The 24,993-nt window shown below is 59.9% G+C and carries 23 protein-coding genes, 1 tRNA gene and 1 riboswitch; of the genes, 17 read left to right on the plus strand and 7 right to left on the minus strand.

Translation table 11 applies throughout. The features are described 5' to 3' along the window. The first annotated feature begins 5 nt into the window (after window positions 1-5). Both HMPREF3170_RS09860 and nrfD read left to right on the plus strand, forming a co-directional pair. Window positions 6-1,004 carry a 4Fe-4S dicluster domain-containing protein gene (locus HMPREF3170_RS09860; protein ID WP_070362714.1) on the plus strand — a complete coding sequence of 333 codons (999 nt, stop codon included), beginning with the start codon at window positions 6-8 and terminating at the stop codon, window positions 1,002-1,004. After that, window positions 1,005-2,099, plus strand: coding sequence for an NrfD/PsrC family molybdoenzyme membrane anchor subunit (nrfD, locus tag HMPREF3170_RS09865; RefSeq protein ID WP_070362713.1), 1,095 nt, complete (start codon window positions 1,005-1,007; stop codon window positions 2,097-2,099). Window positions 2,100-2,184: 85 nt separating this feature from the next. On the opposite strand, the gene selD is transcribed toward nrfD, so the two are convergent. Then, a complete protein-coding gene (gene selD / locus HMPREF3170_RS09870; protein WP_070479540.1) occupies window positions 2,185-3,174 on the minus strand; it encodes a selenide, water dikinase SelD in 990 nt (329 codons plus the stop codon). A 24-nt stretch (window positions 3,175-3,198) separates the two neighbouring features. Between selD and HMPREF3170_RS09875 the strand changes: the two genes are divergently transcribed. From HMPREF3170_RS09875 to selB, 3 genes are all read left to right on the plus strand, one after another. Further along, window positions 3,199-3,293 (plus strand) — tRNA-Sec (locus HMPREF3170_RS09875). A gap of 29 nt (window positions 3,294-3,322) precedes the next feature. Then, window positions 3,323-4,612, plus strand: a complete 1,290-nt coding sequence (selA, locus tag HMPREF3170_RS09880; protein ID WP_070479411.1) for an L-seryl-tRNA(Sec) selenium transferase — start codon at window positions 3,323-3,325, stop codon at window positions 4,610-4,612. A 7-nt stretch (window positions 4,613-4,619) separates the two neighbouring features. After that, window positions 4,620-6,392, plus strand: a complete 1,773-nt coding sequence (selB, locus tag HMPREF3170_RS09885; protein ID WP_070479413.1) for a selenocysteine-specific translation elongation factor — start codon at window positions 4,620-4,622, stop codon at window positions 6,390-6,392. A gap of 18 nt (window positions 6,393-6,410) precedes the next feature. On the opposite strand, the gene HMPREF3170_RS09890 is transcribed toward selB, so the two are convergent. Genes HMPREF3170_RS09890 through HMPREF3170_RS09905 form a run of 4 tightly spaced genes read right to left on the minus strand, consistent with a single transcriptional unit; the run spans window position 6,411 to window position 9,746 of the window. Next, a complete protein-coding gene (locus HMPREF3170_RS09890) occupies window positions 6,411-6,836 on the minus strand; it encodes a cupin domain-containing protein (RefSeq protein WP_070479414.1) in 426 nt (141 codons plus the stop codon). Between the two features lie 49 nt (window positions 6,837-6,885). Beyond that, complete coding sequence (locus HMPREF3170_RS09895; RefSeq protein WP_141742278.1) at window positions 6,886-7,899, minus strand: hypothetical protein; 1,014 nt, start codon at window positions 7,897-7,899, stop codon at window positions 6,886-6,888. Between the two features lie 38 nt (window positions 7,900-7,937). Next, the gene (locus tag HMPREF3170_RS09900; protein WP_070479420.1) at window positions 7,938-8,825 is read right to left on the minus strand and encodes an EamA family transporter; all 888 of its coding nucleotides are present in this window, start codon (window positions 8,823-8,825) and stop codon (window positions 7,938-7,940) included. Window positions 8,826-8,837: 12 nt separating this feature from the next. After that, complete coding sequence (locus HMPREF3170_RS09905; protein WP_070479422.1) at window positions 8,838-9,746, minus strand: DUF808 domain-containing protein; 909 nt, start codon at window positions 9,744-9,746, stop codon at window positions 8,838-8,840. A gap of 268 nt (window positions 9,747-10,014) precedes the next feature. Between HMPREF3170_RS09905 and HMPREF3170_RS09910 the strand changes: the two genes are divergently transcribed. From HMPREF3170_RS09910 to HMPREF3170_RS09945, 8 genes are all read left to right on the plus strand, one after another. Further along, a complete protein-coding gene (locus HMPREF3170_RS09910; RefSeq protein WP_070479424.1) occupies window positions 10,015-11,622 on the plus strand; it encodes a peptide ABC transporter substrate-binding protein in 1,608 nt (535 codons plus the stop codon). 118 nt (window positions 11,623-11,740) lie between these two features. Then, a complete protein-coding gene (locus tag HMPREF3170_RS09915; RefSeq protein WP_070362704.1) occupies window positions 11,741-12,667 on the plus strand; it encodes an ABC transporter permease in 927 nt (308 codons plus the stop codon). Beyond that, on the plus strand, window positions 12,660-13,625 hold the full coding sequence (locus HMPREF3170_RS09920) for an ABC transporter permease (RefSeq protein ID WP_083290976.1): 966 nt from the start codon (window positions 12,660-12,662) through the stop codon (window positions 13,623-13,625). Before HMPREF3170_RS09915 ends, HMPREF3170_RS09920 begins: the two co-directional genes overlap by 8 nt. Continuing rightward, complete coding sequence (locus HMPREF3170_RS09925) at window positions 13,622-15,301, plus strand: dipeptide ABC transporter ATP-binding protein (protein WP_070479428.1); 1,680 nt, start codon at window positions 13,622-13,624, stop codon at window positions 15,299-15,301. The genes HMPREF3170_RS09920 and HMPREF3170_RS09925 overlap by 4 nt, the downstream gene beginning before the upstream one ends. 97 nt (window positions 15,302-15,398) lie before the next feature. Further along, a riboswitch (TPP riboswitch) is annotated at window positions 15,399-15,514 on the plus strand. Continuing rightward, window positions 15,510-16,109 (plus strand): ECF transporter S component, encoded by a 600-nt coding sequence (locus HMPREF3170_RS09930; RefSeq protein ID WP_070362701.1) that lies wholly within the window; start codon window positions 15,510-15,512, stop codon window positions 16,107-16,109. (Overlaps the previous riboswitch by 5 nt.) Before the next feature lie 5 nt (window positions 16,110-16,114). Further along, on the plus strand, window positions 16,115-17,473 hold the full coding sequence (locus HMPREF3170_RS09935; RefSeq protein WP_070362700.1) for an ABC transporter ATP-binding protein: 1,359 nt from the start codon (window positions 16,115-16,117) through the stop codon (window positions 17,471-17,473). Further along, entirely contained in the window at window positions 17,470-18,231 is a 762-nt protein-coding gene (locus HMPREF3170_RS09940) for an energy-coupling factor transporter transmembrane component T family protein (protein ID WP_070362699.1), read from the plus strand. The genes HMPREF3170_RS09935 and HMPREF3170_RS09940 overlap by 4 nt, the downstream gene beginning before the upstream one ends. 3 nt (window positions 18,232-18,234) lie before the next feature. Next, window positions 18,235-18,714, plus strand: a complete 480-nt coding sequence (locus HMPREF3170_RS09945; protein ID WP_070362698.1) for a nucleoside/nucleotide kinase family protein — start codon at window positions 18,235-18,237, stop codon at window positions 18,712-18,714. On the opposite strand, the gene HMPREF3170_RS09950 is transcribed toward HMPREF3170_RS09945, so the two are convergent. Together HMPREF3170_RS09950 and HMPREF3170_RS09955 are read right to left on the minus strand one after the other, a co-directional pair. Next, window positions 18,711-19,247 (minus strand): ribonuclease FAU-1 family protein, encoded by a 537-nt coding sequence (locus HMPREF3170_RS09950; RefSeq protein WP_070362697.1) that lies wholly within the window; start codon window positions 19,245-19,247, stop codon window positions 18,711-18,713. The genes HMPREF3170_RS09945 and HMPREF3170_RS09950 overlap by 4 nt on opposite strands. A 7-nt stretch (window positions 19,248-19,254) precedes the next feature. Continuing rightward, on the minus strand, window positions 19,255-19,944 hold the full coding sequence (locus tag HMPREF3170_RS09955) for an Rv1157c family protein (protein ID WP_070479429.1): 690 nt from the start codon (window positions 19,942-19,944) through the stop codon (window positions 19,255-19,257). 181 nt (window positions 19,945-20,125) lie between these two features. Here HMPREF3170_RS09955 and typA point away from each other — a divergent pair, with 181 nt between their 5' ends. The 4 genes from typA to HMPREF3170_RS09975 are packed head-to-tail and all read left to right on the plus strand — an operon-like array spanning window position 20,126 to window position 24,985. Beyond that, window positions 20,126-22,042 carry a translational GTPase TypA gene (gene typA, locus HMPREF3170_RS09960; RefSeq protein WP_070362695.1) on the plus strand — a complete coding sequence of 639 codons (1,917 nt, stop codon included), beginning with the start codon at window positions 20,126-20,128 and terminating at the stop codon, window positions 22,040-22,042. Window positions 22,043-22,072: 30 nt separating this feature from the next. Further along, window positions 22,073-23,752: an ABC transporter family substrate-binding protein gene (locus HMPREF3170_RS09965; protein WP_070479431.1), complete on the plus strand. Its 1,680-nt coding sequence runs from the start codon at window positions 22,073-22,075 to the stop codon at window positions 23,750-23,752. Beyond that, a complete protein-coding gene (gene mshB, locus HMPREF3170_RS09970) occupies window positions 23,736-24,611 on the plus strand; it encodes an N-acetyl-1-D-myo-inositol-2-amino-2-deoxy-alpha-D-glucopyranoside deacetylase (RefSeq protein WP_070479433.1) in 876 nt (291 codons plus the stop codon). The genes HMPREF3170_RS09965 and mshB overlap by 17 nt, the downstream gene beginning before the upstream one ends. Then, entirely contained in the window at window positions 24,608-24,985 is a 378-nt protein-coding gene (locus HMPREF3170_RS09975) for a hypothetical protein (RefSeq protein WP_070479438.1), read from the plus strand. The genes mshB and HMPREF3170_RS09975 overlap by 4 nt, the downstream gene beginning before the upstream one ends. Window positions 24,986-24,993: the final 8 nt, after the last annotated feature.

Raw genomic sequence — 24,993 nt, forward strand, 5'->3', positions numbered from 1 at the left:
TGACGATGAAAACGAAGAATCAGATCACCGAATCCCCAGCCAACATCGGGTACGAGAAGGAAGCTCGTAAGGCTTTCTTCACGGATACGTCGATTTGTATTGGCTGCAAGGCGTGTGAGGTTGCATGTAAAGAATGGAACCGAAACCCGCAGGACGGCTACAAGTTGTCTGGTAACTCCTACGACAACACCGGTTCGCTGAACGCGGACACGTGGCGCCACGTGGCGTTCATTGAGCAAGGCGAGGACCGGATTCTGCAGGCTCGTGAAGAGGGTGCAAAGCTCGTCGGGCTTGGAATGCCGAGCGTCAAGCCTGCCGAAGAGGCTTCCACCCGCGCGGTATTGCCGGATACACCGGATTTCCGCTGGCTGATGTCCTCCGACGTGTGCAAGCACTGCACGAACGCTGGTTGCTTGGACGTGTGCCCGACGGGTGCGTTGTTCCGCACCGAGCACGGCACCGTCGTCGTACAGGATGACGTCTGCAATGGCTGCGGTACCTGCGTTGCTGGCTGCCCGTTCGGCGTCATTGAGCGTCGTAGCGATGGTGGCGTTCGCAAGCGCAACGAGCGTTCCGGCAAGGGCGAGGACTTCACACCTGGTGAGAGCGCGCCGATTAAGAACATCGGGGTGGCCCAGAAGTGCACCATGTGCTTCGACCGCCTTCAGGTCGGCGAGCAGCCAGCATGTGCCAAAACCTGCCCGACGACGTCGATCAAGTACGGCACGTACGACGAAATGCTCGCGCTTGCGAAGGCGCGCGTGAAGGAACTGCACGCGCAGGGCATGACGGAAGCTCGCCTGTATGGCGCAAACCAGAACGACGGTGTAGGCGGTACAGGCTCAATCTTCCTGCTGCTGGATGCGCCAGAGGTCTACGGGCTTCCGCCAGACCCAGTGGTTCCAACGGCGAACTTGCCGGAGCTGGCGAAGCGCGGCGTCATTGCCGCAGCCGGAATGGTTGGCACTATTGCAGCCGCGGTCCTGATCGGAGGTAGGAAGTAAATGGCTGAGTTTGATAGCTACCGTCCACCGCAGGAGCCGCGTCGTCCGCGGCGACGTGATCAAGCGGAAGGCGAGCGCCCACGTGGCCCGAAGAAGCGTCGTGGCGAGGAGCTAATGGTGCCGGAGGCAAGCTTTGAGCACTTTGACTCCTACTACGGTAAGCCGATTGTGAAGTTCCCGCCGTGGGAGTGGCCGATTGGTGTCTACTTCTTCCTCGGCGGCCTCGCCGGAGGCTCCTCCTTGTTGGCCGTGGGAGCTGACGCGACAGGCAACAAGGAGCTGCGTCGCAACATGCGGATTAGTTCGATGGCTGCCGCCGCGGTGGGCTCCGGTTGCCTGGTGCTCGACCTTGGTCGCCCGGAGCGCTTGCTGAACATGTTCCGCGTGTTCAAGCTGTCGTCCCCGATGAGCGTTGGCTCTTGGTTGCTGGGTTCGTTCTCCGCGCTGCAGGGGCTTGCTATGCTTCCGGAGCTCGACGAGCTGACTGGCAAGAAGCTGCCGCTGCCAAGCCCGCTGCGCTCGTTTATTGAGTTCGCAGCGACCCCGGCTGGTATTGCTGGCGGTGTGCTTGCCTCGCCGCTCGCGGCGTACACCGCGGTGCTGATCGGCAACACGTCGGTGCCTGCATGGCAGGAGGCGGGCAAGAACCTACCGTTCGTGTTCGTATCATCTGCGACCGCAGCGACGGGTGGCATGGGCTTGCTCACCACTTCGACGGAGAATGCTGCTGTGCCGCGAGCACTCGGTGTCGTGGGCGCAGCCGCCGATGTAGCAGCGACGTCCTACATGACGAGCCAACTGGACGACGTCTCTAAGGAAGCGTTTTCCACGGGCAAGGCAGGCAAGCTTTTCAAGGCTTCCGAGGTTTGCCTCGCGGTTGGTGGCGTTGGCGCGCTGTTCAGTAAAAAGAGTCGAGTACTCGCAGGTATTTCGGGTGTCGCGTTGATGGCGGGTTCCTGCCTGACTCGTTTCGCGGTGCTCGAGGCCGGTAAGCAGTCCACCGAGGACCCGAAGTACGTCGTTGAACCGCAGCGGGAGCGCCTGCGCAAGCGCCGTGAAGCGGGCAAGGTTGATGACGGCATCACTACCGCCTAGCTGCGACTGGAGCTAACACACAACACTGCCCCTCTCACACACCGTGTTGGAGGGGCAGTGTTGTATTTCTAGTTTGGTATTTCGGCTACTTCACCTGAACGCGACCGGTGCCTGCGACAGTTTCGCCGATGACTGGGTAGCCGGGGATCTCGCCGATGACGAGCAGCCCCCCGGAAGTCTGGGCGTCCGCAAGGAGCAGCAGCTCGTCGCCGTCCAGATCAGAGTCGATGTTGGGGCGTACCCAGTCAAGGTTGCGCTTCGAGCCGCCAGGGATGTAGCCGGCCTCGAGCGTTTCACGGGCGCCGTCGATAAATGGGACCTGCGTGTGGTCGATGACGGCGTCGATTCCGGAGGCGCGTGCCATCTTGAACAAGTGGCCGAGGAGGCCGAAACCAGTGACGTCGGTAGCGGCTTTCACACCGGCGGCGACTGCCTTTTCGGAGGCTTCCTTGTTCAGCGTGGTCATTACTTCGATGGCCTGCGGGAAGACATCGCCGGTTGCCTTGTGGCGGTTGTTCAGTAGGCCAGAGCCGATCGGCTTGGTCAAGGTGATGGGCAGGCCGGCCTCTGCGGCGTCGTTGCGCATGAGCTTGGCCGGGTCCACGATGCCGGTGGCAGCCATGCCGTAGATCGGCTCGGGTGCGGTGATCGAGTGCCCGCCGGTCACGCTGATGCCGGCTGCGGTGGCGGCGTCCATGCCACCGTGCAGTACGTCGCGGATGAGCTCTGAGGGGAGGACATCCCGTGGCCAGGCGAGCAGGTTGATGGCGGTGATTGGGGTGCCGCCCATCGCGTAGACGTCAGAGAGCGCGTTGACGGCCGCGATCTTGCCCCAGGTGTAGGCGTCATCGCAGACCGGGGTGAAGAAGTCGGCTGTGGAGATGACGGCGAGGTCGTCGCGGACGTGAATCGCGGAGGCGTCGTCGCCGTCGTCGAGGCCAACGATCACGTTCGGGTCAGCGAAACCAACCAGTCCCTGGACGGCTTCTTCGAGCTCACCGGGTGGAATCTTGCACGCACACCCGCCACCGGATGCGTACTGGGTCAAACGAATCTTAGAATTATCAGCAGCCATACCTACATGGTAGCGTTGCTTTTCGGAGGCGTACGTGTCCTGGTGGCCACCCCAGTCTTCAAAACTGGTGAGGTCGAGCATCTCGGCCTGGCAGGTTCGATTCCTGTCCGTCTCCGCCAAAACGTTGTGTTGTTGTAAGGGGAAGCACATGAATGATCCTCGCCGTCGAATCCCTCGCACAGACGCACTGCTTACGCTTGCAGCGCAGGAGCACACCGCGTTGGCGCCACACGCGCTTAAGGCGCTCGCAGGGAAGTTGCAGCAGCGCGCCCGCGACGGCGAGATCACCCCTGAAGAGGTCACCCCGGAGTTTCTCCACGCTTGTCGACGCCACCCCGGGTCCCTGACGCCAGTCCTCAACGCAACTGGCGTGGTTGTGCACACCAACATCGGCAGAGCACCGCTTGCCCCGCAGGCAATAGACGCGATGGTGGATGCCGCGCAATATGTGGATGTAGAGATGGACCTCGCAGCAGGCGTTCGATCCCGCGATAGAGGCAGGGCGGCCACGGATGCAATCCTGGCTGCATGTCCAGCGGCGGAGGACGCGCTGGTAGTAAATAATGGCGCAGCGGCGTTACTCCTTGCCGTGGCTACGTTCGCCGAGGGGCGTGACGTCGTTATCTCTCGCGGCGAACTCATCGAGATTGGGGCGGGGTTCCGCCTGCCTGAGCTCATTGAGAGCGCACGAGTGTCTTTGGTTGAAGTCGGCGCGACAAACCGTACGCATCCCTTTGACTATGAGCGGGCGCTCGACAACGCGGGAGCGGTGCTGAAGGTGCATCCCTCGAACTACAGGGTGCACGGGTTTACCGCGGAGACCACTATCGCGCAGCTTCGCGAGCTTGTCCGGCCCCGCGGCTGCGCCCTGATCGCTGACATCGGCTCGGGCCTGCTTCACCCTGATCCGCTGCTGCCGGACGAGCCAGATGCCACCACAGCTTTGCGCGATGGCGCGGACGTGGTGCTGTTTTCCGGCGACAAACTACTTGGTGGGCCGCAGGCAGGCGTTATGGTCGGAACGAAGAACGCCATTGCGAAGCTGAAGCGGCACCCGCTGGCGCGCGCAGTGCGCATCGACAAGCTGCGCCTCGCTGCGCTGGAGGCAAGCCTGAACATCGCCAGCACACCAGTCCACGACTACCTACACGCAAACTCCGACCAGCTCAAAGCCCGCGCAGTAGCGATTGCAGCGGAGGTTGGAGGCAGTGTGGTTCCGCACGACGGCCGCGTTGGAGGAGGCGGCGCGCCGGGCTTCCCACTGCCCGGTTGGGCTGTTGCGCTTGATCAGTCGTTGGCAGCCCCGCTACGGGCAGGTACCCCGGTTGTGCTCGGACGTGTCCACGAGAATGAGTTGTTGATTGACCTGCGCTGCGTGCCACCCGAGCGCGACCACGAGATCGCAGCCGCGATTCGAGCGGCCCAAGGAAAGGACTGAGTGTTACGTGTTTGTAGTTGCGACAGCTGGCCACGTCGACCATGGAAAGTCCACCCTGGTCAAAGCGCTTACCGGAATGGAACCGGACCGCTGGGAGGAAGAGAAAGACCGGGGGCTCACGATCGACCTCGGGTTCGTGTGGACCAACGTCGATGGCGAAGACATCGCGTTCGTGGACGTCCCCGGGCACGAGCGCTTCATCGCGAACATGCTCGCGGGTGTTGGGCCAGTCACGGATGTCTTGTTTGTCGTCGCTGCGGACGAGGGCTGGATGCAGCAAACATTGGATCACCGGGACGCTATCGACGCGTTCGGCGTCCAGCACGGTGTTATCGCGATGACACGGGTGGATAAGGCGGATGCTGGGCGTCGACAAGCTGTGGCTGAAGAAACTCGACGGAATGTCGCTGGTACCAGTATGGAGCGTTGGCCTGTCGTCGAAGTTTCTGCCAAGACGGGCGAGGGGGGTGAAGAACTCAGGAGCGCGCTTGTGACGATGCTGCGGCAACAGCCGACGGCGGACCCTGCCGGGCGAATCCGGATGTGGGTCGACAGGGCGTTTCACATCAAAGGCGCCGGCACCGTTGTTACGGGGACGCTCACCAATGGAACAATTCAACCTGGGCAGACGCTGACGCTACAGACCGCTGCAGGTCAACGCGAAGTCACCGTGCGTGGTATCCAGTCGGAGGACACCGCAGTTGAAGAAGCCAAGCCGACGATGCGCGTCGCGCTCAACCTTCGCGGAGTGAGCGTCGACGAAGTTTCGCGTGGCGCGGCGCTGTGCACGCCAGAGAAGTGGCACACGACCTCTGTGGTGGATGTGCGCCATACCCACGGGGCTGCACTGAACGACGTGCCGCAGGAGGTTGTGGTGCACGTCGGTACTGCAGGAGTCAGCGCGAAAGTGCGACCGTTCGGTGCAAAGCACGCCAGGCTCATCCTCGAGTACGACCTGGTGCTGAGCATCGGGGACCGGTTGGTGCTGCGAGGCTCCGGTGCGCAGCAAATTCTCGGCGGGGTAGAGGCTATCGACGTCGACCCGCCCGCCCTTCCCCGGCGCGGCGACGGGCGGAAGCGCTCGGCGCAGCTTGAGACGCTGCCGGATATCAACGTGGAGATCGCCAGACGGGTGGCAGTGCGGCCAGAACTGTTGGCAAGCCTTGGATTTGAGGTCGGCGATAAGCCCCCGCAAGGTACCGTGGCGTTCGCTGGGTACTGGATCCGCGCGCAGCAGGTAATGGAGTGGAAAGACACGTTGCTGCAGGCATTGCAAGCACACCTTGCGGCGCATCCGCTGTCGGCTGGGTTAGCTACTGGCGCGGCCGTTGAAGCTCTGCATCTGCCAGACGCGAAGCTGTTGCCGCTTGCTGTCGCCGCTGCGAAACTCAACACTCGCGACGGGTACGTCTGCAACACCGCCGAGGTCGATCTTGGGGAGGCGGAGCCAGGGGTCCAGAAACTCGAGGCGCAGCTTCGTGCCCATCCATTTAAGGCGCCCGAGGCGCGCGATCTCGAACAGCTCGGCCTGGGGGCGAAAGAGCTTGCGGCAGCGGAGCGGGCCGGAAGGATTCTACGGCTCGGCGACGGCGTAGTCGTTGCCGCAGATGCGATCACGCTTGCAACCGCGAGGCTGCGGGACTTACCTCAGCCGTTCCGCACGACGGACGCGCGCCAGGCGCTCGAGACAACCCGCCGCGTTGCCATCCCGCTGCTCGAGCTTCTAGACGCACGCGGAATCACCCGCCAGATAGAGGCGGGTGTTCGAGTGCTGACGTAGCAGCCTCGTTCGGCTGTTCTAGTGTTCGTGCTCGTCTGCGTCCGCGTCGGCCTTCGTCTCGTGGACAGTGCCAGGCTTATGCTCTGGAGCGGCGTAGATTGAGTACACCTTCGCCGGGGCGTCGGACTCGTTCACGAAGTTGTGCCACTGGCCAGCAGGAACGAACGCTGCGTCATCGTCGCCGATGACCTTGTCAACAGTCAGATTATCTTCGGATGGGCCGATCATCGCGCGCAGCTCGCCGGATTCGACGCGAATGAACTGGTCGTGATCGTCGTGAATCTCTGCGCCAATCTCGCCACCTGCTGGGATGCTCATGACCGTCAGCTGAAGGTGCTTTCCGGTCCACAGAGTGTCACGAAATGCATCGTTATCAAGCGTTGCCTGCTCAATGTCGAACGTAACTGGGTTCGGCCCGTGGTCAGTGCGCAAAATCTTGGACATGATTCCTCCTCGCAAATAGGTTCGGTTTCACTCCACAGCATAGCGCGCTTTAGGGCTTGCGGTGCCGGCCTGCGTCTTGGCTGCGGCGCCGCCGTGCTTTTTGAACCTCGGTCAGGTAATCGCCGTCGTCGCTGCTAGGGGGCTCAGCAGTAGCTGTCTCAGCAAGTATCGACGCCTCTTCGTCCTCCACGACGTCGATGTCCACCAGCGGTGCAGGCTCAGCACCCTGAGTGTTCGTTCGCGGCCGGGTAGGAACTGCGGCACGGGAACGATCAACGGTGACAGCCCACGAGCCGTCGGGGAACTGAACCGTCTCGAATTGTTTCCCACCGTCCGGGCCAGAGTGCGTGAGGTCAGGCACGTGCAGCCACATCGGGTCTGCTGCGTCTGAATAATCAGCAATGTCGAGGGCCGCCATGCCATCCAAGAAAAATGCGCGGGCGACTATACATCCGTTGTCGGGCGAAGGGGCGTCGAGAAGCATGGCACGAACATCGTCACGGTCAGCTGCCGAGACGCAGCCGAGCACGCGCTCACCCAACGTCACTACGACGTCGGCGTCACCCGCGGTTTGTAGTCCAACAAACCACTGGCCCGGCGCCAGGCTTGCGAGTTGCTCCGCGCTGAACTCGCCTCGTTCCGTATCGATGATCGCCATGTCACCGCTTGGCAGCACAAGGCAATCAGGACCCGCATTGTTGCGGGGGACAGCGAGCTGAGGCGGTGGCAAAATCACATCGACGGCGAACTTGCCGTGCTCAGCATCGAACTTCACCGCAGCCAACGTCATCGGTAGCAGCTGAGACTGATGGATTCGCTCCATGTCGACGTAACGGGCGCGGTCGAATTGAGCAACCTCTCCAAGAACACCGGCGCCGAGCCTTCGTACCCGCCAGTTTTCCTCGACCGCGTTTGGCTCGAGCACTACAGGCACGTATGACGTGTGGCGCGTGCCGCCGAATTCAGCAAACAAAGGCGACTGCACGACGTCAACGACAGTCACCTCCTCGCCGGCGCCCCACGTCGATGGCGCAAGCGGGTACACGGGGAGAGAGAGTTCCACAGCGTCATACTCCTATCTGCATCCAAAAAGTCACAACCTCATTGCTGCGGCCAGCGCCGCGGGGCCTGTTCAACAGGCGGTGGGGGAGCAGCGCCAAACCATGCGATTACAACACCCGCGACCGTGACACACAAGATACCTAACACCAGATGGGGAGTGAGCACGTCACCGCGAAACACCACGCCGAGAACCGTGCCCAGCACCGGCTCCATCGCGAACAACGTGCCGACAATCTGCGCCGATGTAAACCGTGCAGCCAGCGTGTCCGCCATATAGGGGATGACGACGCCAACGAAGCCCGCCAACGTCAGGAGCATCCAGCTATGCGCATCGAGCTTGACTGCATCATGAATTGAAAAAGGCAACGTAAGCAGAGCTGCGATCGTGATTGCGATTGCAAGCTCTCCCATTCCACCCGAGGACTTGCCCACCTTTTCCGCGAAGATTGTGTAGAGCGCGCAGAACGCGGCGCCGCACAACGCGAACACCACTCCCAGGGGATTGAGCCCCGACGAAGGCCCAGCAATCAATACAACCCCGGCGAGAGCAACCAGCGCCCACAGCCGAATCCACCATTGCCGAATACCAAAAAATGTCACGCAGCACGGGCCCAAGAAATCGATAGTGATTGCAGCACCCAGGGGGATACGCGCGATAGCTGCGTACAAAAACTGATTCATCAGCGCGATCGACGCGCCGAAGATGAATGCCTGCTTCCACTGCTCTTTCGACATCTCACGGGGGTTCGGCCGAAAAAGTACGAGAAGAATAACGGCGCCCAGCAAGAAGCGCAGTGTTGAGATGCTGACGGTACTAGCGACGACGAACAGGGAAGCAGCTAGCAACGCGGAGACCTGATTACCCAAGGACCCAACGAAGATAAGGCCGATGGGGCGAACCAACGTACGGGTCGAGCGCGCTGCCATGGAATCTTCCCCTTACCGGACGCGCCGAATCGCGGACACCACACCGACCACGATCAGGCCAACTACCAGGCCCGCGGTCAGAGAAATCCCAGTCTCCACGAACCAACCAAGGACACCGTTATGCACGGCGTTCACAGCGCGTTCGATTACCTCATGGATCACATGCAGTCCAAAGACCTCGTCGAGGCCCCGAAGGATGAGGTGGCCTCCGACCCACAACATCGCCACGGTGCCGATCACACCGATCGCCGAAAGCACAACGGGCATTGACTTCACCATCGCGTGGCCCAGTCTCGCTGCACGATCGCGCTGAATCATTGCACGGCCAATGTCATCGATCTTGACCAGGAGTGCCACTGCACCGTAGACCGCAAGGGTGATAAAAATGCCCACTGCGATGAGCACCGCAGCTTCCATCCAAATAGATTGATCCGCCACCTCGTCAAGGGAGATGATCATGATCTCCGCACTTAAAATGAGGTCTGTTCGAATTGCGCTTTTCACCAGTGCGTCTTCGTCCTGAGCAGTACGGTGTACGGCCGCCTCTTCGTCAGCCTCAACATCACTGGTCAATTTGTGCACGATCTTCTCGGCGCCCTCGAAACATAAATATGTGCCACCAATCATCAAAATTGGCACCAGTGCCCACGGCGCAAACGCGTTGAGTGCCAACGCGATCGGCAAAATGATGAGCAGCTTGTTCCGTAGTGAACCTTTCGTGATCTTCCAGATCATTGGAAGTTCGCGCGCCGGGGTGACGCCGGAAACGTATTGGGGCGTGACGGCGGCGTCGTCGATGACGACGCCTGCAGCTTTGGCGGACGTTTTCGCCGTGAGGGAAGCCACATCGTCCGCAGAAGAAGCTGCGGTTCTGGCAATGAGGGCGACGTCGTCAAAGAGGGCGAGGAGACCTCCGGCCATGTGTATTTCCCTTCCTAGGAATCGTTGCGGTGGGCGACCGAAAGTCTACACGGCGCTCTCTAGATACCTTTGTGCGCTCAAGGGCGAAGGGGCTGTGAAAAGGCTGTCAGTAAGCACCCCCAAAAGTGTAGAACCATGTCAGAAACCTGAATTATTTACCAATGTCGCAGTCTTATGTGGTGGAATAGAATGCATCTCATCAAGTGTGATGTAGTCCACTTGAGTGGAGGTAATTGAAGCTAGCTAACAACAATCTGAAGGAGGCGCTGTGCGTACAGTAAAAGCTGCAGCGATCTTGGCGGTAGGAACCCTCACACTCGGATTGGCTGCGTGTGGTGGATCCGGCAACGACGAGGCCGCAAGCGGTCAGGGTGAGTCGACCGGTGGCGACAACTATGTACTGGCATACGGCACCGAGCCGCAGAACCCGCTGATCCCGGGCAACACGAATGAGGTCGGTGGCGGACGCATCATCGACGAGATCTTCTCTGGCCTCATCTACTACGACACTGAGGGTAAGACCCATAACGACCTTGCAGAGTCCATCGACCTTGAGGGCGACACCCTCTACAAAGTCACGCTGAAGGACGGCGTGAAGTGGCAGGACGGAACTCCAGTTACGGCGAACGACTTTGTTGACGCATGGAACTACATCGTTGCGAATTCGCTGCTCGGCGAGAGCTTCTTTGAATCCATCAAGGGCTACGACCCAGAGGGCGTGCCAACCCTTGAGGGCCTCAACGTCATCGACGACAAGACCTTTACCATCGAGCTGAGCCAGCCTGAGGCAGACTTCCCAACCCGCCTCGGCTACTCCGCGTTCTTCCCAATGCACCCTTCGGCGTTCGAAGACATCGACGCCTACGGTGAGAACCCAATTTCCAACGGCCCGTACAAGCTGGCGGAGTGGAACCACAACCAGGACGCAACCATCGTTCCGAATGAGGAGTACGCCGGCGACAAGAAGCCGCAGAACGACGGCGTGACTTTCGTCTTCTACGCACAGCAGGATGCTGCATACGCTGACCTGCTCGCGGGCAACCTGGACGTCCTCGACGCTATTCCAGATTCCGCATTCGCAAGCTACGAAACGGAGTTGGGTGACCGCGCAGTAAACCAGCCGTCGGCTATCTTCCAGTCCTTCACCATTCCGGAGAACCTGGAGCACTTCAACGGTGAGGAAGGACAGCTGCGTCGTCAAGCCATCTCGATGGCGATCGACCGCGACGAGATCACGAAGACGATCTTCCAGGGCACCCGCACCCCGGCGACCGACTTCACCTCGCCAGTCATCCCTGGCCACTCTGACTCGCTCAACGGGGCAGAGGTACTCGAGTACAACCCAGAGGAAGCAAAGCGCCTGTGGGCTGAAGCAGACAAGATCAAACCATTCACCGGCGAGTTCTCCTTGTCCTACAACGCTGATGGCGGCCACCAGGCATGGGTCGATGCAGTTGCAAACTCCATCCGCAACACCCTTGGCATCGATGCAGTTGGCAACGCATACCCAGACTTCAAGTCCCTGCGTGATGACGTCACGAATAGGACCATCAAGGGCGCATTCCGTACCGGCTGGCAGGCAGACTACCCATCGCTGGGTAACTTCCTGAGCCCGCTGTACGCCTCCAATGGTGGTTCCAACGACGGTGACTACGCTAACCCTGAGGTGGACAACCTGCTGAAGGAAGCCGCTGCTGCAGGCGACGTCGAAGCCGCTACACCTATCTACAACAAGGTGCAGGAGCAGCTCCTGAAGGACTTGCCGGCAGTTCCACTGTGGTACGCGAACGTCAACGGTGGCTCCTCGGAGAACGTTGAGAACGTCGCGTTCAACTGGAAGTCCGTTCCGGTGTACACGCAAATCACCAAGAAGTAACAAAACCCCTACGCTCTGACCCATCCCACCCCGCCTGCGTACAAGCATGCGGGGTGTTGGGTTTGGGTGCGTCCATAAGCTCATGTTCAAAACGAAGAATTAAGGAGAGCCTGCAACCATGTTGCGATATATCGGGCGACGGCTCCTTCAGATGATTCCCGTGTTCTTTGGGGCCACGCTGCTGCTCTATGCGCTGGTGTTCCTCATGCCCGGTGATCCTGTCCAGGCCCTCGGCGGCGATCGTGGCTTGACCGAGGCCGCGAGAGCGCGCATTGAAGCCGAATACAACCTCGATAAACCTTTCATCGTCCAGTACCTGCTCTATCTGAAGGGCATTATGGTTGGCGACTTCGGAAAGACTTTCTCTGGCCAGCCCGTCGCCTCTGTGATGGCAAATGCGTTTCCGGTAACCATCAAGCTCGGCCTGATGGCACTCGCGTTTGAGGCGTTCTTCGGCATTCTCTTCGGATTCTTCGCAGGAATCCGCCGCGGTGGAATTTTTGATTCGACCGTGCTGGTTGTGTCCCTGTTCGTAATCGCAGTGCCGTCCTTTGTCATCGGCTTCGTGCTGCAGTACCTCGTGGGCGTGCGGTGGGGCTTGCTCCCCGTAACAGTGGGCAGGAATGAGTCTTTCATTGCCTTGTTGATGCCTGCCGTCGTGTTGGGTGCCTTATCGTGCGCGTACGTGATTCGATTGACCAGACAATCCATCAGCGATAACCTCCGCGCGGACTATGTGCGCACCGCACGTGCTAAGGGTCTGTCTAAGGGCACAGTGATGTCCCGCCACGTGCTGCGAAACTCCCTCATTCCAGTGGTGACGTTCTTGGGCGCTGACCTCGGCGCGCTCATGGGCGGTGCGATTGTGACAGAAGGCATCTTCGGCATCAACGGTGTCGGTGGCACGATCTACCAGGCCATCATTAAAGGTGAGCCCGCGACAGTCGTGTCCTTTACCACCGTGCTGGTGATCATCTACATCGTTGCCAACCTGATAGTTGACCTGCTCTACGCAGTACTTGACCCAAGGATCCGCTATGCATAACTCTCAAGATCTCACAGCAGCTGCCCGCGCTGGGCAGGAGTATTTCATCGCGGAAACGGACGAAACCGGACTCGGTGCTGTTGACGCAGTACAGGACGAGTCCGCTCCCACAAGTCAGTGGGGAGAGGCCTGGCGCGCGTTGCGACGCCGTCCTCTGTTTTGGGTATCCGCACTCCTGATTTTGTTCGCCATTCTGCTTGCCCTGGTGCCGGGCCTGTTTACTAGCGTGGACCCGCGTGAGTGCATGTTGTCTCGCTCACTTGGCGCGCCGGAGTCCGGTCACCCGTTTGGCTTTGACCGTCAAGGCTGCGACATTTACGCTCGCACAATTTATGGTGCGCGTGCATCGGTCACAGTCGGTGTGCTTACTACGATCGTCGTGACGGTCCTAGGTTCGCTGATCGGCGCGATCGCCGGTTTCTACGGCGGTATCTGGGACACCTTGCTGTCTCGCCTGACGGATATCTTCTTCGCTGTACCACTCGTGCTGGCAGCGATCGTGGTGATGTCCATGTTCCAGAACCAGCGCTCCATCTGGATGGTGGTGTTCGCGCTCTCTATGTTCGGTTGGACACAGATCGCGAGAATCGCGCGAGGCGCGGTGATGGGTGTGAAGAACGACGAGTTCGTCACCGCGGCACGCGCGCTCGGAGCGAGTGACGTGCGGATTATCTTCTCGCACATCCTGCCCAACGCGGCAGCACCGATCATTGTGTACGCTACCGTCGCGCTGGGTACGTTCATCGTCGCAGAGGCAACGCTGTCGTTCCTCGGCATCGGTTTGCCGACGACAGTCGTGTCGTGGGGCGGCGATATTTCTGCCGCACAGGCATCCCTGAGGACCCAGCCCATGGTGCTGTTCTACCCTGCAATTGCTTTGGCACTGACAGTGCTGAGCTTCATCATGATGGGTGACGCCGTACGCGACGCCCTTGACCCTAAATCGAGGAAACGATGAGCGAGTTACAAGATCAACCGCTACTCGAGATAGCGGACCTGAAAGTTACATTCGAGTCAACTACCGGTGTTGTCGAAGCGGTGCGTGACTTCGACCTGACGGTGTATCCAGGCCAGTCGATCGCTATCGTGGGCGAGTCCGGGTCGGGAAAGTCCACTGCAGCGATGTCCATCCTGGGATTGTTGCCCGGAACAGGCAAGGTCACCAATGGTTCCATCAAGCTCAACGGTGAAGAGCTCACCGAGCTTGATGAGAAGGGGTGGCAGAAGGTCCGGGGTAACAAGATTGGTCTGGTGCCACAGGACCCGATGAGCAACCTCAATCCAGTATGGAGGATTGGCACACAGGTAGAGGAGTCCCTTCGCGCAAACCATGTTGTGGAGGGCTCTGAACGTCACGCACGCGTCGTCCAACTGCTCGAGGAAGCGGGACTTCCAGAGGCCGAACGCCGCGCCAAACAGTACCCGCACGAGTTCTCGGGTGGTATGCGACAGCGTGCGCTCATCGCTATCGGTCTCGCGGCACGCCCAGAGTTGTTGATTGCCGACGAGCCAACATCCGCGTTGGATGTGACGGTGCAGAAGAAGATTCTCGACCACCTGGAGACGCTGACGGAGGAACTCGGCACAGCGCTGCTGTTCATCACGCACGACTTGGGACTGGCCGCCGAGCGCGCAGATCACCTGCTAGTCATGCACCGCGGACGCATCGTTGAAAAAGGCCCGAGCCTGCAGATTCTGCGCAACCCGCAGCACCCGTACACGAAGCGCCTCGTTACTGCCGCACCTTCCTTGGCATCCGCTCGTATCCAGAGCGCGAAAGCTCAGGGCATTGAGTCCAGCGAGGAGCTCGCCTCGGGACACCACGACTCCGAAGAAGTGGTGCTGAGCGTGCAGAACTTGGTGAAAGAGTTCGACGTCCGTGGGCAGAAGGGCAAGCAGAAGGTGCTTCGTGCTGTAGACGACGTCACGTTCGATGTTCGCCGCGGCACAACGCTTGCGCTCGTCGGTGAGTCCGGCTCCGGTAAGTCCACGGTGGCGAACATGGCGCTTCGCCTCTTGGAGCCAACGAGTGGCCGTGTCTTGTTTGAAGGACAAGATATCGCGAAGCTTAAAGGGCGCGAGTTGTTTGAAATGCGCCGCAAAATGCAGGTGGTGTTCCAGAATCCATATGGTTCGCTGGACCCGATGTATTCCATTTACCGCTGCATTGAGGAACCGTTGACGCTGCACAAGGTCGGTAACCGAAAGGAGCGCGAGGCGCGAGTCGCCGAGTTGCTTGATTTGGTGCAGATGCCGCGATCGGCGATGCGTCGATACCCGAATGAGCTATCCGGTGGCCAGCGCCAGCGCATCGCAATTGCACGCGCGATGGCATTGGGTCCGGAAGTGATTGTCCTCGACGAGGCTGTTTCGGCGTTGGACGTGCTCGTTCAAAACCAGATTCTCCAGTTGCTGACTCAGCTGCAGGAGGAGATGCGCCTTTCATATCTGTTCATCACTCACGACCTAGCGGTGGTTCGCCAGACTGCTGATGACATTGTGGTGATGCGGCAGGGTAAGGCAGTGGAGCAGGGCCGGGCCGATGACATCTTCGATAACCCTCAGGATCCGTACACACAGAACCTGATTAATTCGGTGCCTGGCCTCAACATTGAATTGGGAGTAGGAGAGTAGGTCCCACCTGCTGATTTGTTACGTGCGCTACGCCACAATCGCAGCGATGAATACTGCGATTGTGGCGTAGCGTTTAGGGAATGTACAGTATTGTCACAACTTCATACACGGGTGTCTTCGTTGGAGAGAAAAGCGAAGGCTGAGATGCACAAGCGAACCGTTGAACCTGATCCGGGTAATGCCGGCGTTTAGGAAGGAATGTAAGCGTATGAATACGCGTGGAAGCCATTCGTGGCGTGTCATTGATATTGTTACTGCAGCCGTTTTGGGGGTGGCATGCGGGCTCATTTTTTGGATGTGGAACAGCGTCGGGTACGCAGGATTTAAGGCCTTTGATGCGCTCACCCCGGGTCTTGGTGGCCTGTTCACCGGTATCTGGTTCCTCGGTGGCACGCTTGGTGGGTTGGTAATTCGCAAGCCTGGCGCTGCGGTGTTCGTGGAAGTGCTGGCGGCGTCTGTGTCCGCGGTCATCGGAAGCCAGTGGGGGATCGAGACGCTGTATTCAGGATTGGCACAGGGTCTCGGTGCAGAGATCGTGTTCCTGATCTTCGCCTACAAGAAGTTTTCGACGACTGTGGCGGTGCTTGCCGGTATGGGCAGCGCAGTGGGCGCGTTCGTGCTTGAGCTGTTCCTGTCTGCCAACTTCGCGATGGGCCTGGCGTTCAACGTGATTTACCTCAGCTGCATGCTGGTATCGGGCGCGTTGCTTGCTGGTATTGTTGCAAAACTCTTGGTTGATGCTCTGGCTAAGACTGGTGCGCTTGACCGCTTCGGTGCAGGACGCGAGCGGTTCCAACAGGAGGTGTAGCCTCGGTGGCTACGGGGGACCAGGTCATCCAGGCACAGGGCCTGGGCTATAAACACGCGACTCGCCCGAAGCCTGCGTTTACCGGGGTGGACTTGACCGTCTCTCGTGGGGAGCGCGTGCTGCTCACGGGAGACTCTGGCGCTGGCAAGTCAACGCTGCTTGCCGTTTTAGCTGGGTTGGCGGCAGATGGTGAGGAAGGCCAAGTTCTTGGCTCCGTGAGTGTCAACGGCACGGTTGGCATGGTGATGCAGGACCCAGAGGCACAAACGATTTTGACTCGCGTTGGCGACGACGTTGCGTTTGGTGCCGAGAATATGGGGATTCCGCCAGAGGAAATCTGGCCCCGTGTGCGCGCTGCGCTGGATGCAGTGGGCCTGGATGTGCCGTTGGACCACAACACCGCGCACCTTTCTGGTGGGCAGAAGCAGCGACTCACATTGGCGGGAGTATTGGCCATGGGCGCTGACATCATTCTGCTGGATGAGCCGACGGCAAACCTTGACCCGGAAGGGCGCGACGATGTTGTGCGGGCAGTCGATGCCGTGTGTCGCCGCACAGGGGCGACCTTGATTGTGGTGGAGCACCGACCTGCACACTGGGTAGGCTTCGTGGACACGTTCTACCACCTCACCGCGGATGGGCTACAGCGCAGCGGCCCGGATCAGCTCCCAATGCCACCGCAGTTGCCGCCAGCGTTGAAGGTCCCTGCCAGCGCGGTAAGCGCGCTGCGTACTGAGAATCTCCGGGTTGCATTCGGTTCACCCCGCAACATCGCGGTACCAGAGGGCTTTTCTACCGTGATTACAGGCAAGAACGGTGTTGGAAAGACGACGCTAGTGCAAGCGCTCGCTGGGCTCGTCGCGCCACTCAGTGGCACTTTGGAGTACTCGCCGCGGATTCGAAGCGGGCTGACTACACCGTCGCACCGCTGGAAGTCGAAGGACTTGGCCCAACGGATTGGCTATGTGTTCCAGGAACCGGAGCATCAGTTCGTGACCGCGAATGTGCGCGATGAAGTTGCGTTGTCGGGTGCGTCGGCACACCGCGTCGATGAGCTGTTGCAACGACTGAAGCTTGAACACGTAGTAGCAGCAAATCCCTTTACACTTTCAGGAGGAGAGAAGCGCAGGCTTTCGGTAGCGACTGCGCTAGTGAATGCCCCTGAGCTCCTCATTCTTGATGAGCCGACCTTTGGGCAGGATGACAAAACCTTTGTAGAGGTAGTTTCGTTGATCCGTGAGTTGGCCGACGAGGGGAAAACCATCATCTCAATTACTCACGATGAGGCCTTCGTCAGTTCGTTGGGCGACCATATGGAGGAGCTGCGCAACGAGATGAATGCGGAAGGCGGGGTGCGGGAATGAACGTGCTCAATGGGGTGAATCCGGTAACGCGGATTCTGGGATTGGCGTTGCTGACTACACCGCTTATGGTGACGATCGATTGGGTTTCTGCAGTTGTCGCCATTGCGTTTACGCTGGCAGTCGTGCCGCTGTGCGGGCTGTCATTTAGGACGTTTTTCAAACGCGCGTTACCAATTCTTGTTGTTGCCCCGCTCGCGGGTATCCCGATGGCGCTATACGGCCAGTCAGGTGGGGAAACCTACCTTGAGTGGGGTCTCATCCATGTGACGGAGCTGTCCATTTCGCTCGCATTATCAATGGTGCTTCGCGTGTTTGCCATTGCGCTGCCCGTCATTGTGTTGTCTGCGCACGTGGATCCAACGGATCTTGGCGATGGGCTGTCCCAGGTGTTGAAGCTGCCAGAGCGCTTCGTTCTGGGATCAGTCGCTGCGTTTCGTATGTTGACGCTGCTTCGTGAGGATGTTGAGGCGATGCGAATGGCGCGCCGTGCCCGTGGCATTGCTGATACGGGACGCGTGAAGTATTGGTTTTCGTTGGCCTTCGGCTTGCTGGTGATGTCTCTGCGCAGGGCAGGCAAGCTTGCTACCGCGATGGAGGCTCGCGCATTCGGCGGCCCGCAAAAGCGTACGTGGGCTCGAGAGTCGCGGCTTACCAGGCGCGATTGGGTTGTCATGGTTGTATGCATCGCTGTCGCGTGCGTCGCGCTGGGGCTTTCAGTTGCCACTGGGTACTTCCGGCCAGTGTGGAGCGTCTCGTAGCTCATGGCTTACACACTGCTTATCGACGGCCCCTCCGGCGCCGGCAAAACCACATTGGCTGAACAAATTGGTGCTGCGCTCAGCGTTCGAGTGGTGCATTGCGATGAGTTTTATCCTGGCTGGAGCGGGCTTGAAGAAGGATCCAGAATTGTGGAGCGGGATGTACTTTCGCTCAATGAGCCGGGATACTGGCGTTGGGACTGGGAGTGTCAACGCCGCGGGGAGTGGGTCAGCCTTGACCCAGAAGGCGACCTTATTATTGAGGGCGTTGGTGCAGTGACCGAGGCGTCGATCGCGGCGGCGCGGGCGCGTGGCTGTGTGAACACGCTGTGGGTAGAGGCGGCAGAGTCGCTGCGTCGTTCGCGGGCGTTGCAGCGTGACCCAGGGTATGCGCCGTTTTGGGATATGTGGGCGGCCCAGGAGCAGGAGCACAGAGCTAGGCGAGGTGCCGTTTACTTCGACGTGACTATTGAGCGGCGTTAGTCAGCCGGGGTGAGCGTGACGCGCTCTGCCCAAGTGAGGTCGATGCCGAGGCTGGAGAGCCACCGCATCGCGTCGTCGCCGTGGCGGGTAATTCCCTCGACGGCGTTGAGGGTCACTTCCATGGCGCGTTCAGCTTCTTCTGCAGTGATAAGCCCTGCGGACGTCGCCGCGGCAAGCTCGTCGATGTCAAGGACTTCGATCGGACGTCCGGTCAGGGACACTAGGTCGACGTAGAGGTCGCGCGTCTGCCAGACGCCATCTGTTTCGGTGATATCTGCGACGTCGAAGTAGAAATCTTGTTGTACATCGATGCCTTGGCGGAAGTGGAAGATGTTTGCGCGGAGACCAAGCGATGGAAGCAGCCAGCTTTCCAAGTATCCAAACCGTGGGTGGTTTGCGCCTCGGGCCATGTAGAGGCCGAAGTTGGTCGTCGTGAAGACATCCACCTGGCGCAGGAACCCCTTCGGATCGGTGTTGACCTTCGCGGAGATGTCGAAGGTTTCCTGCTTCACTGGATGAAGATCGACGGTCATAGGCTGGCTACCTTACGTTGAACTGTGCTGCTGCTGGGGCGAAGTGACAGACATTGTTTTCGGTGCGCGCGGCACCATTGATCACTGCGAGGACTCTGCCGGGCCCTGTTTTTGCGGTTGCGGACAGGGTGGTTGGTCCTGTTGGGTTTATCTGATTATTCGCAAGCGGCGTTACACCGGTCTTGCCCGAGTTGAGGTTGATCCAGTACGCGTTCATGAGGCCTTGACGCTCTGCCGCTGGTGGAGTACCGAGGGCGGTAAACACGAATGTGGCTTCCCCAGCTTTGGCGCCTGGGGCTGGTGCGGGTGCGGGTCCAGGTACAACGAGCGCGGAGGCCGTGGAGTGCAGGCCTGGACCGATGCAGTTACTAGAGACCGTCGGCCAGTAGAACTGCGTAAACGCCGGTGCGTCTTTTGGCAGTGGCGGGCCGCCAAGTTCGCCTGTACCGGCGAAGAAGTTTACGGCGGTGCGCAGTGCGTTAGCTACCTGTGGCGGTACGAAGGGTTGATCTGCGAATTGGTTGACACGAGCAACGGTGTTGTTCGTGGGGCGTCCGAGTCCATCAACCGCGGATGAGAGAGATGACGGGATGCTGGGCTGTTGAGCGCTCGCGAGTGGTGCAGTAACGAGGGCGCACGCAGCGCAGAGCGTAGTAAGGCGGATCGCGGCGCGACGCGTGAAGTGGGAGGGGCGCACGTGGTGACCTAACTTTCCTTCGCATGACAGGTAGGGTGGCCGTCGAAAAGCCATAACCCTAGTCACAATAGTCACTTTTGTAACAGGGTCAAGTGAGGAGCGGGCTACAAGGTGCATGTTTTGTGCTTTGCGAGTAGCATTTAACCGTTATTTCCACCTATGCGAAGGAGCACCGGTTTCAGTGTCGCATCCTGAATTTCGAAACGTAGCGATTGTCGCTCACGTTGACCACGGCAAGACTACATTGGTCAACGCAATGCTGGAGCAGTCCGGCGTATTCTCTGACCACGGCGAACACGGTGACCGCGTGATGGATTCCGGCGAGCTCGAGTCCGAGCGTGGCATCACCATTTTGGCGAAGAATACCGCTATCCGCCGCAAGGGGAAGGGCAAGAACGGTACAGACCTTGTTATTAATGTGATCGATACGCCGGGTCACGCCGACTTCGGTGGTGAGGTCGAGCGTGGCCTGTCCATGGTTGACGGCGTTGTCTTGCTTATCGACGCCTCCGAAGGCCCGCTGCCGCAGACTCGTTTCGTGCTGGGCAAGGCGTTGGAAGCGAAGAAGCCGGTCATCATCTGCGTAAATAAGACCGACCGCCCGGATGCCCGCATTGACGAAGTCGTTGAAGAGGCCCAGGACTTGCTGCTTGAGCTTGGTGCGGGGCTGGAGGATCCGGAGGCAGCAGAGGCCGCGGAGAACCTGCTCGAGCTCCCTGTGCTGTACACGTCGGGTCGCGCTGGCCGGGCTTCGCTCGAGAACCCAGGCAACGGTAATCTGCCTGACAATGATGATCTGCTCCCGTTGTTCAACGTCATCTACGACGTGCTGCCGGAGCCTTCCGCTGAGATCGATGCACCGCTGCAGGCGCAGGTCACGAACCTTGACTCCTCTTCGTTCCTGGGCCGTATCGCGCTGATTCGCGTGTACAAGGGCACCGTCAAGAAGGGCGACACTGTTGCTTGGGTGCACTATGACGCCGAGGGTGAGCAGCACGTGAAGAACGTGAAGATTGCCGAGCTGCTGGTCACCGAGGGGCTCGACCGAGTTCCGGCGAAGGACGGCGTAGTTGCTGGCGATATTGCCGCTGTTTCCGGCATCGACGAAATCATGATTGGTGACACGCTGTGCGATGTCGACCACATTGAGCCGCTGGAGCGTATCAAGATCGATGACCCTGCAATTTCGATGACCATCGGCGTGAACACCTCGCCGATGGCTGGTCGCAACGGTGGCGATAAGCTGACCGCCCGCATGGTCAAGGCGCGCCTTGACCAGGAGCTTATCGGTAACGTCTCCATCAAGGTGTTGCCGACCGAGCGTCCGGACACCTGGGAAGTGCAAGGTCGCGGCGAGATGGCCCTGACCGTGCTGATTGAAACGATGCGTCGTGAAGGCTTTGAGCTGACCGTTGGTAAGCCGCAGGTCGTGACCAAGGAGATCGACGGCAAGGTGTACGAGCCGTACGACCACATGGTTATCGACGTCCCCTCCGAACACCAGGGCGCTGTTACCCAGCTGATGGCGGCCCGCAAGGGCCAGATGACGGCGATGGGCAACACGGGCTCCGGCGATTGGGTTCGCATGGAGTTCGATGTTCCGGCTCGTGGCCTGATTGGCTTCCGTACGACGTTTCTGACCGAGACCCGTGGCGCTGGCATTGCGAACTCCTACTCGATTGAGCACCGCCCATGGGCGGGCGAGATCAAGGGCCGTCCGACCGGTTCGCTGGTCGCTGACCGCTCTGGCCAGGTCACCGCGTACGCGCTGACGCAACTCGCGGACCGTGGCGATTTCTTCGTGGAGCCTGGTGCAGAGACCTACGAGGGCATGGTCGTTGGTGCGAACAACCGTGATGAGGATATGGACATCAACATCACGAAGGAAAAGAAGCTGACGAACATGCGCTCCGCAACCGCCGACGCGACCGTCACGTTGGCGAAGGCCCGTACGCTGTCCTTGGATGAGGCAATTGAGTTCTGCGACGAGGATGAGTGCGTTGAGGTCGCTCCGGAGGCGATGCGCGTGCGCAAGATCATCCTCGACTCCACAGAGCGTGGCCGTGCCCGTTCACGTGCAAAGCAGCGCAATAAGTAGTTACGCACTGGTGCGGTAGTATCTACTGCGATGAATCCGCACATCTTTTCAGCGCCACGTCGCTCGCGATCACTGCGAGTCGGCGTGGCGCTGTTTGCGTGCTCTGGCGTGGTTGCGCTTTCTGCATGCGCCGCGTCGCCTGGCCCGCCGCCTCTCGTTGATCCGAACGATGTTGCTGCTCGTGAGATGTACGAGCAAGAGGATTCCACGACTACTTCCGCTCGACCGGAGGGCAAGACTCGCGTGCGCTCCCAGGTGGAGGTTGGTGTGGATTCGCTCCGAAACGGGCTGAACCCGCACCTTATCGCTGATGAATCTGCGGTTGTGAAGAGTGTGGCGAATCTGGTGCTTCCCAGCGCATTTCATGATGGGGTGAGAAATTCCGCACTGCTCAATGGGGCGACGGTGCTCTCAGAATCGCCGCGTGCAATGACGGTGCGCTACATCATTCGCGAGACCGCGCAATGGTCTGATGGCACGCCGGTGACCGGTGCGGACTTTGTGTACCTGTGGCGGGGGATGCGGGACACACCAGGGGTGCGAAACCCGGCCGGGTATCGCGCGATCGATGCCGTGCGTGTCAGTGGCGCGACGGGCAAGGTCGTCGACGTTGACTTCGCTGAGCCGGTTGCGGATTGGCGTGGCCTTTTCGACCACTTGCTGCCGGCGCATGTGTTTGCAGCCGACGGCTCTGATTTCGGGGTGGCGCTGCGCGACACGATTCCGGTTTCTGCTGGCCGGTACATGGTGCGCGGGGTAGACCGTGGTCGTGGAACGATTACGCTGAACCGCAATGATAGGTTTTGGGCGGCCAATCCTGCCAAGATAGATATTTTGACGCTGCACGCGGTACGCGGGACCACCCAGATTGCAGATCAGCTGCGCACCGGCCAGCTGGTGTTTGTGGATCGGGTTCCTAGCGAGACGACCGGGCGCGTGCTCAGCCTGGTACCGGGTGTGCAGACGCGGATGCTCGATACGCCACGGGTGCTAGGCGCTGTGCTTTCTGCGACGTCTGGGATGTCGCCTGAGGTTCGTTCGGAGCTTCGTTCGCTGATCGACGTTCCGCTGCTTGCAAGCATTGCGTTGGACCGCACGGCTGATGTTTCGGTTGCAAAGCACGGTCAAGTGAGCACGCATGAGCCGCACGCGGTGTATCAACACGTTGCGGCTCACGGTGCGATTCGCATTGGTGCCGATCTTGCAGATCCCGCAGCGGTAGCAGCGGCTCGATCGATGGCGGACATGCTGCACGATCGTGGAGTGTCGGCACGAGTTGTCGCGACGGATTTCGGTTCGCTGATTCGCTCAGGTCTCGAGGAAAATACCGTTGATGTTTTGGTGGCGTGGCAACACGATCCGGAAAATTTGCCGGATGCTGCGAGTCGCTTGGACTGCGTCGCTGGCGCCCCTCGTGCAGGCAACCTCGCCGGTTTTTGTGAACCTCAGTCGGTGGGGCTTGCGAAAGAAATCTTGGCCGGTTCGTACGGGCTTAAGCAGGCCACCGAGGCGGTCAATGAGGTGCTCGAGCAAGAGGCACTATGGATGCCGATTGCGCGCGAGCGTCGTATTATCGCCCTCGGGGAGGGCATAATCGGGCCGGATGCAGATTTGAATAACTGGAAAGCAGGCTTATCGACGGCCGCTTCGTGGCGCCTGCAACCGAAACGAAACGAAGGAGATCGGATTAATCATGCACAACTCCCGTGACCTACAGGGCTACCGGGTGCTCGCCGTGCACGCGCACCCCGACGACGAGTCCATCACCATGGCAGGAACGCTGTTTGACCTCGCGCGACGCGGCGCAGACGTATTAGTGGTGACCTGCACGTTAGGAGAGGAAGGCGAGGTCATTGGAGAGCCATATCAACTGCTGACGAATGACCATGGTGATCAGCTAGGCGGGTTCCGCATTACGGAGCTGCACGGCGCGCTCCAGGCAATAGGTGTTCGTGGCGAGTTTCTCGGCGGAGCAGGATGTTTCCGTGACAGTGGGATGGCGGGGTCGGAGGCCAGCAAGAACCCACGTGCATTTGTCAATAGCGGGCGTCGCGCAGTCGACGCGTTGCTGGAAGTACTGCGCCGGGAGCGTCCACACCTCGTTTTGACCTACGGTCCCGACGGTGGGTACGGGCACCCGGATCATATTCGTGCGCACGAGATCGTGCACGAGGCCGCTGAGGAGTTTGATATCCCGCGCATCCTGTGGGCAGTGCGCAAGAGGGAGGAAACCGACGCACTTTTGCCTGAGGTCGCGCCTGAAGGCTGGCGCTTGCCAAAGCCTGGCGAGCTCGACGGCGTGGACAGCGTCGATGTTTCGGTGCGCCTGGACGGTGAGGCGTACAGCGCCAAGATCGCTGCGATGGCGACGCATGCGACACAAATCTGGGTTGCGGACGGGCGGACCAGCGCGACGAACCCGCACGCGGTGCTGGGCAAGGGGCCAGTCATGTACTACGCGCTGTCCAACTTGATTGTGCAGCCGATTCAGCCGTGGGAGCATTTCCAACTGGGCGGTGGCGAAGCGGTCGTCGACACGTCGGATGTGCTCAGCGGACTTGAGCGATGACTGAAACCCGTTTCAAGGCGGACATTGCCCGCGGCGAGAAAGCAGCAGGTCTCATCTGGCTTTCTGTCGGCGCGCTCATTTCACTTTTGTTAGAAGCTGTCAACTTGGACACACGTATTGTTGGAATCGCGGTGCCGTTTACGGCAGTCATCGCTGCGCTCTTTAATGCGGTGCTCACGAAGACTGCGGCGCTGTGGTCAGATCATCTGCTGGTCAAGCTCGTTCCACTCATTGTTTGGGTGGTAGGTTTCTTTGTTCTGCTTATCGCTCTCCCGGCGCGGGGAGCGGTCGTGCTCCCCGCGAGCCCGCTGACGCTGCTGCTCCTTTTTGCGGGTTTGGGTGGGGGCGTTTGGCCCCTTTTCGGTCGAAAGTGACATACTGG

Origin of the sequence: Corynebacterium sp. HMSC08D02, from assembly GCF_001807505.1 — a bacterium.
GTDB lineage: Bacteria > Actinomycetota > Actinomycetes > Mycobacteriales > Mycobacteriaceae > Corynebacterium > Corynebacterium pseudogenitalium.

What these genes read in the sequence shown, in the direction of transcription:
- HMPREF3170_RS09890 (WP_070479414.1), bottom strand. Translation starts at nt 6,836, where the DNA reads ATGTCCAAGATTTTGCGCACTGACCACGGGCCGAACCCAGTTACGTTC.
- selD (WP_070479540.1), bottom strand. Translation starts at nt 3,174, where the DNA reads ATGGCTGCTGATAATTCTAAGATTCGTTTGACCCAGTACGCATCCGGT.
- HMPREF3170_RS09900 (WP_070479420.1), bottom strand. Translation starts at nt 8,825, where the DNA reads ATGGCAGCGCGCTCGACCCGTACGTTGGTTCGCCCCATCGGCCTTATC.
- HMPREF3170_RS09950 (WP_070362697.1), bottom strand. Translation starts at nt 19,247, where the DNA reads ATGACCGTCGATCTTCATCCAGTGAAGCAGGAAACCTTCGACATCTCC.
- HMPREF3170_RS09860 (WP_070362714.1), top strand. Translation starts at nt 6, where the DNA reads ATGAAAACGAAGAATCAGATCACCGAATCCCCAGCCAACATCGGGTAC.
- HMPREF3170_RS09930 (WP_070362701.1), top strand. Translation starts at nt 15,510, where the DNA reads ATGAATACGCGTGGAAGCCATTCGTGGCGTGTCATTGATATTGTTACT.
- mshB (WP_070479433.1), top strand. Translation starts at nt 23,736, where the DNA reads ATGCACAACTCCCGTGACCTACAGGGCTACCGGGTGCTCGCCGTGCAC.
- HMPREF3170_RS09940 (WP_070362699.1), top strand. Translation starts at nt 17,470, where the DNA reads ATGAACGTGCTCAATGGGGTGAATCCGGTAACGCGGATTCTGGGATTG.
- HMPREF3170_RS09975 (WP_070479438.1), top strand. Translation starts at nt 24,608, where the DNA reads ATGACTGAAACCCGTTTCAAGGCGGACATTGCCCGCGGCGAGAAAGCA.
- HMPREF3170_RS09965 (WP_070479431.1), top strand. Translation starts at nt 22,073, where the DNA reads ATGAATCCGCACATCTTTTCAGCGCCACGTCGCTCGCGATCACTGCGA.
- HMPREF3170_RS09905 (WP_070479422.1), bottom strand. Translation starts at nt 9,746, where the DNA reads ATGGCCGGAGGTCTCCTCGCCCTCTTTGACGACGTCGCCCTCATTGCC.
- HMPREF3170_RS09925 (WP_070479428.1), top strand. Translation starts at nt 13,622, where the DNA reads ATGAGCGAGTTACAAGATCAACCGCTACTCGAGATAGCGGACCTGAAA.
- selA (WP_070479411.1), top strand. Translation starts at nt 3,323, where the DNA reads ATGAATGATCCTCGCCGTCGAATCCCTCGCACAGACGCACTGCTTACG.
- HMPREF3170_RS09915 (WP_070362704.1), top strand. Translation starts at nt 11,741, where the DNA reads ATGTTGCGATATATCGGGCGACGGCTCCTTCAGATGATTCCCGTGTTC.
- HMPREF3170_RS09945 (WP_070362698.1), top strand. Translation starts at nt 18,235, where the DNA reads ATGGCTTACACACTGCTTATCGACGGCCCCTCCGGCGCCGGCAAAACC.
- nrfD (WP_070362713.1), top strand. Translation starts at nt 1,005, where the DNA reads ATGGCTGAGTTTGATAGCTACCGTCCACCGCAGGAGCCGCGTCGTCCG.
- HMPREF3170_RS09920 (WP_083290976.1), top strand. Translation starts at nt 12,660, where the DNA reads ATGCATAACTCTCAAGATCTCACAGCAGCTGCCCGCGCTGGGCAGGAG.